This window comes from Streptomyces sp. Je 1-79, from assembly GCF_025195125.1.
Taxonomy (GTDB): Bacteria; Actinomycetota; Actinomycetes; order Streptomycetales; family Streptomycetaceae; genus Streptomyces.
The window spans coordinates 103,855-115,668 of sequence record NZ_JAMGSL010000004.1 but is presented as its reverse complement, the minus strand read 5'-3'; the positions used below and the strand labels follow the sequence as shown (position 1 = coordinate 115,668).

11 protein-coding genes are annotated in these 11,814 nt (G+C 75.1%); 3 read left to right on the top strand and 8 right to left on the bottom strand.

The window, feature by feature from the left end; translation table 11 throughout:
• Positions 1 to 4: 4 nt before the first annotated feature.
• The 5 genes from M5362_RS08500 to M5362_RS08480 form a co-directional block, all read right to left on the bottom strand.
• A complete protein-coding gene (locus M5362_RS08500) occupies positions 5 to 157 on the bottom strand; it encodes a hypothetical protein (protein ID WP_260226759.1) in 153 nt (50 codons plus the stop codon).
• Between the two features lie 51 nt (positions 158 to 208).
• Positions 209 to 565 carry a hypothetical protein gene (locus M5362_RS08495; protein ID WP_260226758.1) on the bottom strand — a complete coding sequence of 119 codons (357 nt, stop codon included), beginning with the start codon at positions 563 to 565 and terminating at the stop codon, positions 209 to 211.
• Positions 566 to 631: 66 nt separating this feature from the next.
• Complete coding sequence (locus M5362_RS08490) at positions 632 to 2,107, bottom strand: APC family permease (RefSeq protein WP_260226757.1); 1,476 nt, start codon at positions 2,105 to 2,107, stop codon at positions 632 to 634.
• Positions 2,108 to 2,185: 78 nt separating this feature from the next.
• On the bottom strand, positions 2,186 to 4,363 hold the full coding sequence (locus M5362_RS08485) for a phage holin family protein (RefSeq protein ID WP_260226756.1): 2,178 nt from the start codon (positions 4,361 to 4,363) through the stop codon (positions 2,186 to 2,188).
• 91 nt (positions 4,364 to 4,454) lie between these two features.
• Positions 4,455 to 4,859, bottom strand: coding sequence for a hypothetical protein (locus M5362_RS08480; protein ID WP_260226755.1), 405 nt, complete (start codon positions 4,857 to 4,859; stop codon positions 4,455 to 4,457).
• A 217-nt stretch (positions 4,860 to 5,076) separates the two neighbouring features.
• Here M5362_RS08480 and M5362_RS08475 point away from each other — a divergent pair, with 217 nt between their 5' ends.
• The gene (locus M5362_RS08475; protein ID WP_260227142.1) at positions 5,077 to 5,850 is read left to right on the top strand and encodes an MBL fold metallo-hydrolase; all 774 of its coding nucleotides are present in this window, start codon (positions 5,077 to 5,079) and stop codon (positions 5,848 to 5,850) included.
• A complete protein-coding gene (locus M5362_RS08470) occupies positions 5,847 to 6,503 on the top strand; it encodes a DedA family protein (RefSeq protein ID WP_260226754.1) in 657 nt (218 codons plus the stop codon). The genes M5362_RS08475 and M5362_RS08470 overlap by 4 nt, the downstream gene beginning before the upstream one ends.
• On the opposite strand, the gene M5362_RS08465 is transcribed toward M5362_RS08470, so the two are convergent.
• The 3 genes from M5362_RS08465 to M5362_RS08455 form a co-directional block, all read right to left on the bottom strand.
• The gene (locus M5362_RS08465; RefSeq protein ID WP_260226753.1) at positions 6,483 to 7,547 is read right to left on the bottom strand and encodes an MBL fold metallo-hydrolase; all 1,065 of its coding nucleotides are present in this window, start codon (positions 7,545 to 7,547) and stop codon (positions 6,483 to 6,485) included. The genes M5362_RS08470 and M5362_RS08465 overlap by 21 nt on opposite strands.
• 40 nt (positions 7,548 to 7,587) lie before the next feature.
• The gene (locus M5362_RS08460; RefSeq protein ID WP_260226752.1) at positions 7,588 to 8,820 is read right to left on the bottom strand and encodes an aminotransferase class I/II-fold pyridoxal phosphate-dependent enzyme; all 1,233 of its coding nucleotides are present in this window, start codon (positions 8,818 to 8,820) and stop codon (positions 7,588 to 7,590) included.
• Positions 8,821 to 9,166: 346 nt separating this feature from the next.
• On the bottom strand, positions 9,167 to 11,020 hold the full coding sequence (locus tag M5362_RS08455) for a transketolase (protein WP_260226751.1): 1,854 nt from the start codon (positions 11,018 to 11,020) through the stop codon (positions 9,167 to 9,169).
• A 205-nt stretch (positions 11,021 to 11,225) separates the two neighbouring features.
• Here M5362_RS08455 and M5362_RS08450 point away from each other — a divergent pair, with 205 nt between their 5' ends.
• A complete protein-coding gene (locus M5362_RS08450; protein ID WP_260226750.1) occupies positions 11,226 to 11,744 on the top strand; it encodes a GNAT family N-acetyltransferase in 519 nt (172 codons plus the stop codon).
• Positions 11,745 to 11,814: the final 70 nt, after the last annotated feature.

Here is an 11,814-nt window from a genome sequence, read left to right as displayed (position 1 = left end):
GGGCCTAGCGGGTGCGGTGTTCCTTCCCGAGCGGGGCGGGCGCCGGTTCGGACTCCCGGACCGGCGCGCGTTCCGGCTCACGGGACGCGACGCGTTCGTTGCGGGCGGCCTCGGCGCGCAGCAGGGCGCGCAGCACGGCGAAGGGGTCGACGGGCATGGTGAAGCTCCTTGCGGTGGGGGGTGAGTGGCTGTGAGAGGTACGGGCCTCTCAGCAGCGCATCACCACGCACCGCCGGACGCCGCCGCGCGGCCGGGTCACGGGGACGGGGGTGACGGTCCGGCCCCCCGCGGGAGCCGGACGCGCGCCGCGGGCACGGACGTAGCGGTACCGCGAGCGGAGCCTTCCCGGGGCGGTGGCCTCGGTCTCGGCGACCTCCTGCGTCTCGGCGCCGGAGTCCGGTGTCTGGCTCGCGGACGGCGGTCTGGCCTCCATGCCGGCCGGGCAGAAGGCGCCGGCGCCCACGCCGAACAGGGCGGCGAGCACCAGCGTCAGGACGACCACGGCACGCCGCGCCCGACCCGCCGGGGCGGCGGGTTCGGCGCGGGGCACGGGGGCGCTGTCCATGAACATGCGTCCTGCCCCGGGGCGGGGCCGACGTGCCGGTGCGGGCGGCGGATCCGCCCGGGCGGCCTACGCGGAGAGACCCGAATTCACGCGCTCGGCCGCGCCGTCGGGCGTCTCCCGCCGCGCCTTGCGGGCCGACATCCCCGCGTACACGAGCACGCCGGCGAAGAGGAACAGCACGCCCTGGTAGACCGCCGCGTATCCGGAGCCCGCCACGAGCCACATGGAGAAGGCGAAGGCGACCGCCGCGAGGACTCCGTCGCGGATCAGACGCGCGCGGTCGACGCGCTCGGAGCGGCCGGAGAGCAGGAAGTAGATCTGGGCGGCGGTGGAGAGGAGGTACGGGACGGTGGCGGTGAAGGTGGTGACGAGGACCAGGATCTCGAAGACGCTCTCGGTGCCGACCGTGTAGTTGTAGACCGTCAGCAGCGAGGCGAGGATGACGGTCACGAGCACACCGACCGTGGGGACGCCCCGCCGCTTCCGGGCGAAGACCTCCGGGAAGAGCCCGTCGCGCGCGGCCGCGTAGGGGGTCTGGGCGCTGAGCAGCGTCCAGCCGTTGAGCGCGCCGAGCATGGAGACGACGGCCATGCAGGCGATGGCGGTGCCGCCCCACGAGCCGCCGACCATGGCGTTCACGGCGTCCGAGAAGGGCGCGGAGGAGCCGACGAGCCGGTCGTGGGCGACGGTGCCGAAGACGGCGATCGTGCCGAGGAGGTAGATCGCGACGGCGCCCAGTGTGCCGAGGACGGTGGCGCGGCCGACGTTGCGCCGCGGGTCGCGGACCTCGCCGGCGCTGACGGCCGCCGACTCGACGCCGAGGTAGCTGAAGAGCAGGATCGCCGCCGAGGCGGAGACCGCGCCGAGCGCACCGCCGTCGCCCGGCTGGAAGGGCCCGAGGTTGGCGCTGTCGAAGAAGAACAGCCCGCCGACGGCGACCAGCAGGAGCGGGACGAACTTGAGGACGGTCGCGATCAGCTGGACGGCGCCGACGTAGCGGGTGCCGGCCAGGTTGGCGAGCGCCGGCAGCCACTGGAGCGTGAGCGCGGCGGCGATGGTGGCGGCCTTCGACTCGTGGACGGGGATCAGCACGTCGAGGTAGCCGACGGCGGCCACGGCGAGCGCGGCGTTGGAGACCCAGGCGGTGATCCAGTACGACCATGCGGCGAGGAATCCGGCGAAGTCACCGAAGGCCGCGCGGGCGTAGACGTAGGGGCCGCCGGTCTGCGGGTGGCGGTGGGCGAGGCGGCCGAAGACGAGCGCGAGGGCGATCGCGCCGAGGGTGAGGACGCCGAACGCGACCAGGCTGATCGTGCCGTACGGGGCGACGGAGGCGGGCAGCAGGAAGATTCCGCCGCCGATGATGTTGCCCATGACCAGGGCGGTGGCGATGGGCAGTCCGAACCGCCGGGCGTGCTTGTTCTGTTCCGGGGAGGGGCCGGAGGGGCCGCAGGGATCAGAAAGACCGGAGGGCTCGGAAGGGCCGGCAGTGCCGGAAGGGGCGGAAGGGTCGGAGGTGTCGACCGCGGAACGGTCGGACATGGCCGTGCTCATGGGGGGTGGTGCGCCTCTCGTCGTGCAAACCCGACCATGGTCCGGGAGGTGGGGCACCCCACCAAATCAGCTCTTTTTCTCCCGTACGACCGGGCCATCAACCGGAAGAAATGCTTCCGCATCGCGGGTGGGCGGGGAAATCTCCAGCGGTACCTGAGGCCCCGCGCACTCCCGCAGCCAGCGGCGCAGCACCCGGTGCAGCTGCTCCGCGCCGACCAGTTCGGCGCCGTCGGGGGCCGGCGCCGAGAAGTCCACGGGCGACAGCAGGAAGGGGCGCCCCTGCTCGCCGCCGAGGCCGCCGTGCGAGCCGATCTGCTCCTCGAAGGCGTGCACGGTCCCGGTCGCGGGGTCGTACATCGAGTTGACCATGATGTCGGCGACGTGCGGGAAGCCGTCGGTGCGCCGGACCGCGTCCGCCGCGCCCGGCCCGAAGACCGCGAGGGGTCCGTCGTCGGCGAGCTCGGCGACCGGCACCTCCGCCCCGTCCCCTCCGAGCACGACCGAACCGTGCTCGGCGCTCGCGACCAGCAGGAAGCCGACGCCCGGGTGGTTGGCGAGGGTGCGGAGCAGCGCGGGGTGGCGGCGGTCGATCTCCTCGCGGGTCAGCCGGTGCGGCACGCCGGGGAAGGAGATCAGCCCCAGGTTCCCGGAGGCGAGCACCATGGGATCGGCCTTGTCGCGCACCTGGTCGCCCGCCTGAACCCCGTGCTCGTCCTCGTCCACCGGCCGGTGCAGGGCGCTGCGCAGCGCGTCGCGCGCCGCGTCACGGGCCTCCGAGCCGCTGCGGGTACGCCGGACCCTGCGCGGCACGGGCAGCCCGCAGCCCGCCCGTACGAGGTCCCGCAGCGTCAGCCCGTACACCCCCTCGAAGGTCGGGCCGGAGCTCTGGCCGTGGTCGGAGAGGAGCACGATCCGGTACGGGCGGGGCGCGTGCTCCGCGACCTTGGCGATCAGCGCGATCGACCGGTCGAGCCGGGCGAGGACCCGGTCGGTGTCGTGGCCGTGCGGGCCGGAGTGGTGCGCGACCTCGTCGTACGCGACGAGGTCGGCGTAGACGGCGGTCCGGCCGGCCAGCAGGTCCCCGATCACCGCGGCCACGACCACGTCCCGTTCCACGACCGTGGCGAAGGCCCGGATGAAGGGGTAGGTGCCGCCGCGCGAGACCCTCGGGGCCTCCTTGCGCAGCCGCGCGCGGGTCGACTGGGCCATCTCGCGGACGGTCTCGGCGACGAAGGAGCCCGCCGTGCGGACGGCGTTGGCGGGGTCCGAGAAGTACGCGAAGTATCCGGCGCGGGATCGGTTGCTGCGGCCCCGGCGGGCGGCCATCGACAGGACGAGCGCGAGCTGGTCGGCGCCGCCGCTGAACAGGTTGCCGCGCGAGGCGCCGTCGACGGTGAGGAGCCCGCCGTCCCCGGTGCGGGCGATGGCCCGCCGCTGGAGCTCGACGGCGCTCGCGGGCCGGTTGGAGACCATCAGCCGGCCGGTGTCCTTCTCGTACCAGCGGAAGGCGGGCACGTCCTCGTTGGAGCCGTGCAGGATGCCGAGCTGGCTGGCGCCGGTCTGGCTCGACCAGTCGGTACGCCAGGGGGTGAGCCGGTGGGTGGTGTCCAGCCAGCCGGCGACGGTCGGCATCAGGCCGTCGGCGACGGCGTCGCGCAGCACCCGGTGGCCGACGCCGTCGAGTTGCAGGAAGAGCGTGCCGGGGACGGGGGCGGGGCCTCCCCCTACGCCCGGCGGCGTGGGGGAACCCCCCACCACGGCCCGGGCGCGCGTGCGGTCGGCGAGGCGGTGGAGACGGCGGCGGTAGGCGTCGTCGTCGCGGACCGCGAGCGCGGTGGAGGTCGCCGAGGCGACGGCCGACATCACGGCGGCGACCACGACCGCGGTCTCGGGGTCGGCCGCGCCGCGGCCGTCGGGGATCAGCCAGAGCGCGATCAGCAGCAGCGAGCCGTTGAGGAAGAACACCAACAGGCCGAGGACCAGGGCCGGTACAAGCAGCAGCGCGCGGACGACGACGGGCCACACGAGCGCGCTGAGGAGACCGAAGGCCCCGGCGCCCCAGACGGCCGTGAGCGCGGTGCGGGTGATGGTGTCGCCGTCGGCGGACTGGAGTTGGAAGTCGGGCAGCAGTCCGGCCAGGGCGAGCATGGTCAGGGTGGACACAGCCCAGACCACGATCACCCGCGCCAGTGCGCTCCCCGCGGTCCGCCATCGGCCCGCGGTACGCCATCGCCCGTCACCCACGCCTGGTTCACCTTTCACCCGGTACCTGCCTCAAGCGTGGCACATCGCCCACGCGGCGCAGGGCGGGGTGGGGCGGGGTGGGGGCAAGGTCCTAACAGCCGTCGTAGCCGGCGGTGGGCATGGAGAGGCGGCGGTGCACGCCGGCCTTGGCCGCGGCGTCGTAGGACGGCTCGTCGGCATCCGCGGTCTCCAGCCGGACGCCACGTCGCTCGCACTCCGCGAAGAACCCCGGCACGTCCGTCAACGCCCGTGCCAGGACGCGCTCGTTGGGGGCGACGAAGAGGTCGACGTGGCCGGCGTCCACGTCCGCCCAGAGCGCGGCGTGGTCGGGCCGGATCCCGTAGAAGAGCAGCTGTCTCGTCACGACGTAGCCCTTGTCCAGGGCCCAGCGGGCGCACATGACGTGCTGGCTGCGCGTGTCGACCAGGAAGGGGTCGCTGTCGAGTTCCTCGAGCGGGGTGAGGCTGGCGATCGCCGCCACCCGAACGTCGTCCATGGACCGACCCTACTCCCCACCCGGGCGCCCGAGGAGGGCGCGTCCGGGCTCCCGAGGAGGGCGCGTCCGGGCTCCCGCCGGCACTCACGGTGGCGAGGAGCAGCCACAGGTGTGGCAGATCTCTGCCCCCGCGAACCACCGTGGACGCCCCGCGTCGCCCGCTCCGTACATCTACCCTCGTGAACAGTGGAGTGCCGAGCGGAAGGGCGGCGTACCGGTGGAGGTCACCTGGTGGGGTCATGCCAGCTGCACGGTCGAGGACTCGGGGGTCCGGATCCTCACGGATCCCCTCTTCGTCCGCCGGCTGGCGCATCTGCGGCGCAGGCGCGGCGCGCTGCCGCCGCCCGAGGCCGCGCGCGCCGACGCGGTGCTCGTCTCCCATCTGCACGCCGACCATCTCCATCTGCCCTCGCTCGCCCTCCTCGCGCCCGGGACCCGGCTGATCGTTCCGCGCAGTGCTCCCGGGGCCGTACCGGGGCTGCGCAGGCTCGACCGGAGGGGGCTGCGGCTGACCGAGGTCGGACCGGGCGACGCGGTGACGGTGGAGGGTGTGACCGTACGGGCGGTGCCGGCGCTGCACGACGGCCGGCGCCTGCCGGTGGGGCCGCACCGCTCCCCCGCGCTGGGCTATGTCGTCGAGGGCGAGGCGCGGACGTACTTCGCCGGTGACACCGGTCTCTTCGACGGGATGGCGGAGGCGGTCGGGCCGGTGGACGTGGCGCTGCTCCCGGTCGGCGGCTGGGGGCCGTATCTGGGGCACGGTCATCTGGACGCCGGGCGGGCCGCGCGGGCGCTCGCCGAGCTCTCCCCGGCGGCGGCGGTCCCGGTGCACTACGGCACGTACTGGCCGATCGGTCTCGACGCGGTGCGCCCGCACGAGTTCCACGCGCCGGGTGACGAGTTCGTCCGGCACGCGGCGCGGCTCGCGCCGAAGGTGGCGGTGCATCTGCTCGGCCACGGCGAGCGCGTGCGGCCCGAGGTCGCCCGGTGATCGACGCGCTGTTGCGCGCGGCGGGGGAGTTGCCGCCCGCGTCGACGCAGCAGGCGGTCGGCTACCCCTCGCTCTTCCTGCTCGTGGCGCTCGGCGCGCTGGTGCCGGTCGTGCCGACCGGGGCGATCGTCAGCTCGGCGGCCGTGGTCGCCTTCCACCAGGCGGCTCCCTTCACCCTGTTCTTCGTCTTCCTGGTGTCCGCCTCCGCCGCGCTCCTGGGGGATGTGGCGCTGTACTGGCTGGGACAGCGCGGGGTCCGTTCGAAGAACGGCTCGCGGTGGCTGGCGGTGCTGCGCGGCCGGGCCGCCCCCGACCGGCTCGCGCAGGCGCAGGAGAAGCTCGCCGGCCACCAGGTGTCGGTGCTGGTGCTGTCGCGCCTGGTACCGGCGGGGCGGATCCCGGTGATGCTGGCGTGTCTCCTCGCGGGGCTGCCGCTGCGCCGGTTCGTGCGCGGTGATGTGCCGGCCTGTCTGGCCTGGGCGGCGACGTACGGGCTGATCGGGATCCTGGGTGGCTCGCTGTTCCCTGAGCCGTGGCAGGGCGTGCTGGCGGCGGTGGCGCTGACGGTGCTGATCAGCCTGGCCCCGGCGCTGTGGCGGCGGGTACGCGGTTCGGGGCGGCGCGGCGACCGGTCAGGGAGCGAGCACGCGTGAGGCGCCGACCGGGAGGTCCCAGAGGTTCTCGCGGGGCAGCCCGGCCCGGTCCCAGGCGGCTCTGAGCCGGGTGAGGGGTTCGAGGACCGGTTCGGAGGAGAGCACGAACGTGGCCCAGTGCATGGGTGCCATGCGGCGCGCGCCGAGGTCCTGGAAGGCGCGGACGGCCTCCTCGGGGTCGGTGTGGACGTCGCTGAGCCACCAGCGCGGGTCGTAGGCACCGATCGGGAGCAGGGCCAGGTCGATGCCCGGGTGGCGGGCGCCGATCTCGGCGAACCAGTGGCCGTAGCCGGTGTCGCCGGCGAAGTACACCGTGCGGCCGGAGCCGTCGGTGAGCGCCCAGCCGCCCCACAGCGAGCGGCAGGTGTCGAGGAGGGTCCGCTTGGACCAGTGGTGGGAGGGGACGAACTCGAAGCGCACGCCGTCGAGTTCGGCCGCCTCCCACCAGTCGAGTTCGGTGACGTGGCCGAACCGGCGGCGGACGAACCAGCGGCCGAGTCCGGCGGGGACGAAGACCGGGGTGTCCTTGGGGAGTCGCCTCAGGGTGGGCGCGTCGAGGTGGTCGAAGTGGTTGTGGCTGATGACGACGGCGTCCACGGGCGGCAGGTCCTCCCAGCGGACCCCGACGGGGGTGATCCGGGCGGGGGTGCCGAGGATGCGGCGGGACCAGACGGGGTCGGTGAGGACGGTGAGGCCGCCGACCCGCAGGATCCAGCTGGCGTGGCCCGCCCAGGTGACGGCGAGGGTTCCCGGTCCGGCGTCGGGCAGCGGGCCGGGGGCGAACGGCAGCAGCGGGATGTCGCGCAGGCCGTCGGGGCCGGGGCGCACGGCGCCCTCGCGGGCGAGGCGGGCCATCGCGCGGACGCCGGGGAGCGGTGCGGTGAGGCGGTCGGCGAAGGAGCGGGGCCAGTCCGTCCTGGTCCGGCCGAGGGGCTGGAGGACGGAAGGCGGAGCGGGGACGGGTGAGGGAGCGGGGGCGGGGGCGGTCCGGCCGTCGCGTACGGAATGCGGGGCCTGCGCCGGCCGTTCCGTCTGTTCCGTCATCTGCGGGCTCCGTTCTACGCGGTTCGTCGGGGCGGTCGTGTCAGCGGAGTTCCTCCAGGGCTTCTGCGAACGAGCTCAACGCGCGGGCCACGTGCGGCAGTTCCACCGGGTCCGGTGAGGCGAGGGACTCCGTCCGCTCCTCCTCGGTCGCTCCCAGGAAGGCGCCGGTGTCGAAGCGCACCCGCAGGGCGCCGAGTTCGTCGCCGAAGCGGTGGCCGCCGGGAACGGGGGTGGCGAGCCGTCGGCCGAGGTGGTTCTCCAGCTCCATGGAGTCGGTGACGCCCCGGGCGGCGAGCCCGGCCCGCAGCGGTCCGAGGTCGGCGTAGAGGTGGCGGCCCGCCTGGGGCGGCCGGGCGAGGGCGCCGGCGGTGAGGACGGCGCGGTGGGCGGCGGCGGCCACGCGCGCGTGGAGGGCCGCGGCGAGGGCGACCCGTACGGTGACCTCCTCGGGCTCGTCCAGGGCGTGCGCGGCGGCGGGGGCGACCGGTCCCGCGACGAAGGCGCCGAGCGCGGTGAGGATGTCGAGGGTGCGGGCGCGCGGGTCGGTGTAGCGGTCGGCACGGTCAGGGGCAGTGGGCGGGAAGCGGGCCACGGCGCAGGGCCAGGCGGCCGGGAGGAGGGCGCCGGACAGGTCGTACAGGACGGTGACGTCCTCGGGGCACATCTCGGCGGGGCTGAGGAGCACGGTGTCGTGGCGCCGGTGGAGGGTGTCGCGCCAGGTCTCGTCGCTGATGATGTGCAGCCCCTCGGCGACGGCGGCCTCGCACGCCTCGCGGACCAGTTCGGGCGGGGCGACGGTGGCGGTGGGGTCGTCGGCGACGGAGAGCAGCAGCAGCCGGGGGTGGCCGCCCTCGGCACGGACCCGCCGGACGGTTTCGAGCAGGGCGTACGGGTCGGGGACGCCGCCGCACTCGGCGGGGGTGGGTACGTGGTAGGCGGGGCGGCCCAGGAGCCGGGCCTGCGGGGTCCACCAGGCGGGGCAGGGCCGGGGCATCAGGATGTCGCCGCCGTGGGCCGCGATCAGGGCGAGCATCAGGGGCTGGGCGCCAGGTGCGGCGACGACGTCCTCGGCGTGGGTCCGCAGGCCGCGCCGCCACCAGTAGCCGCTCGCGGCCTCGCGGAGCACGGGCCCGCCGCCGGGCGGTTCGACGGCGGTACGGCCCGCGGCGGCGGCGAGGATCGCGGCGAGCCCGGGCAGCACGGGCAGACCGGGCTCCGGGGCGGGTGGTCCGTAGCGCACGGGTCCGCGCCCTTCCGGGGCCGTCTGCCGCATCTCCCGCACCTCCCGAACACGGGCCGCCGCCCCGCACGGCGCCTCACTGCCCTTTATACGAAGGTTGAGCGGCGTTCGCCGCCCCAGCGGCCGGGGGCCGCGCCGCCGGTACGGGGTTCCGGCCGGGACCGCGCGGCGCCCGGGGGCGGCTCCCCACGGCCGAAGGCGCCGCCCGTGGGCCGTCGGAGGGCCAGCCTCCGCGCGCGGCACGGATGCTCAGGGCCGTACGGGTGAGGTCCGTTGCGGGCGGGCGGGCGGGTGCGTGCCGTGACGGGCGGAGGGGGCGCGGGCGGGCGCGGCCGTGGACGGTGGCGCGTCCCCGCCTTTCCCGCCCCGCTCGGCCCACTCAGCGGACCAGGACGCGTTCCAGCATCAGCTCGACCGCCGAGACGATCGCGTCCGCGTCGATGCCCGCCTCGTGGAGCTGTTCCTCCGGTGTCGCCGAGGCCGGCATGGAGCGGACGGCGAGCCGGGCCAGGCGCGGCACTCCGCCGTGTCCGTTGGCGTACGCCTCCGCGACCGCGTCGCCGAGGCCGCCCTCGGGCCGGTGGTCCTCGACGGTGAGGACGCACCCGGTCGTCCCGGCCGCGTCGTCGAGGGTCGCGGTGTCGACCGGCTTGACCGAGTAGAGGTCGATCACGCGGACCGGCAGCCCCTCCTCCGCCAGCCGGTCGGCGGCCTTCAGGGCCTCGTGGACGGTGATCCCGGCGGCGACGACGGTCGCCCGGTCGTCCTCGCCGTGGCTGCGGAGCACCTTGCTCCCGCCGACCGGGAAGTCCTCCTCGGGCCCGTAGAGGACAGGGGTGGCGCCGCGGGTGGTACGCAGGTAGCGGACCCCGTCCAGGTCCGCCATGGCCGTGACGAGCCGCGCCGTCTGGTGGGCGTCGCACGGGTAGAGGACGGTGCTGCCGTGGACCGCGCGCATCATGGCGAGGTCCTCGAGGCCCATCTGGCTCGGCCCGTCCTGGCCGATCGAGACGCCCGCGTGGGAGCCGACCAGGTTGATCCCGGCCCGGCTGACGGCCGCCATCCGGATGAAGTCGTGGGCACGGCTGAGGAAGGCGGCGAAGGTCGAGGCGTACGGGACGTAGCCGCGTGCCTGGAGGCCGACGGCGGCCCCGACGAGCTGCTGCTCCGCGATCCAGCACTCGAAATAGCGCTCGGGGTGCGCCTTGGCGAACTGCTCGGTGCGGGTCGAGTCGCCGACCTCGCCGTCGAGCGCGACGACGTCGCCGCGCGTCTGCCCGAGGGCGGCGAGGGCCTGTCCGTAGGCGTCCCGGGTGGCGACCTCCTCGCCCCGGTCGTACGTGGGGAGCGCCGGCGACGCGCCGTTCGGCACCGGGCGGGGCACCAGGGCGGCGGGCGGGTCGGTGACCCGGACGCTGAGGTCGCTGGGACCGCCGAGCTCGGCGACGGCGGCCTCGGCGTCCGGGAGGGGCTTGCCGTGTTTGCCTTCGCGGTTCTCGACGGCGGCGACACCGCGGCCCTTGCGGGTGGCGGCGAGGACCGCCGTGGGCCGGCCGACGGTCGCGCGGGCCTCGCGCAGGGCCGCGTCGACGGCCTGCACGTCGTGGCCGTCGATCCTTACGGTGTGCCAGCCGAAGGCCTCCAGGCGGCCGGCGTAGGCGCCGAGGTCGTGCTGGTGGCGGGTGGGGCCGCGCTGGCCGAGCCGGTTGACGTCGACGATCAGGGTGAGGTTGTCGAGGCCGCAGTACGCGGCGTGCTCGACGGCCTCCCAGACGGATCCCTCGGCCATCTCGCTGTCCCCGGCGAGCACCCACACCTGGTACGGGACGCGGTCGAGGAACTTTCCGGCGAGCGCCATGCCGACCCCGACGGGCAGGCCCTGGCCCAGCGAGCCGGTGGCGACGTCGACCCAGGGCAGCCGGGGGGTGGGATGGCCTTCGAGGAGGCTGCCCGCCCGGCGGAAGGTCAGCAGCTCGCTCTCGCCGACGACGCCCGCGGCCCGGTACATGCCGTAGAGGAGCGGCGAGGCGTGCCCCTTGGAGAGCACGAACCGGTCGTTGCCCGGGTGGTCGGGGCGGTCGAAGTCGTAGCGCAGGTGCCGGGCGAGGAGGACCGCGCCGATCTCGGCGGCCGACATGGCGGAGGTCGGATGGCCGGAACCGGCGGCGTCGGCGGCGCGTACGGCGTCGACGCGCAGCTGGCGGGCGAGCGAGGACATCGTTTCGTACCGCATCGAGAACCTTCCTCCACATGACGGCGGCGGCTTCCGGTCGCGGTGGTTCCGCACTCCCCCGGGTACCCGGGGAGCCGGGCCGTACTCCCGCCGATGCCCGGTCGCCGGTCCGCCGGCGGCGGCTCTCGCGCCTGCGGCCCGCCTGCTCCCCCGCCTGCCGAAATCCGCTCGCCGCGGACGGGGGGAAGCGCCGAGAATGCGGCGCATGCCGATCCGTGAAGCGCTGCCCCGGGACGCGGCGGCGATCGCCGCCGTCCACGTCCGGTCCTGGCAGGCCGCCTATGGCGACCTTCTCCCCCGCTCCTGGCTCGCCGGCCTGGACGTCGACGAGCGCGCCGCCGTGTGGTCGGCCCGACTGGCGGCGCCGGAGCCTCCCTCCGTGCTCGTGGCGACGGAGGCCGACGGCCGGGCGGTGGGGTTCTGCTCCTTCCGCGCGTGGCCGGAGGACGATCTCGATCCCGCGACGACCGGGGAGATCGCCGCGCTCTACGTGCTGCCGGAGGTCTGGGGCTCGGGAGTGGGCCGGGGGCTGCTCGCCGCGTCCGAGAAGGCGCTGACGGCGGACGGGTTCCAGGAGGCGGCGCTGTGGGTCCTCGCGGAGAACGCGCGGGGGCGGCGCTTCTACGAGGCCGCGGGCTGGCGGGCGGACGGCACGGTCGCCCAGGAGACGACGGGGGGCCGGACCCTCGACGAACTCCGGTACCGGCGAAGCCTGTTCACCTGAGTCCACGCATGCCCATATAGCAAGACGCTCATCTCACCATTCGACCGAGGCGCGTACCGTGACCGTACCC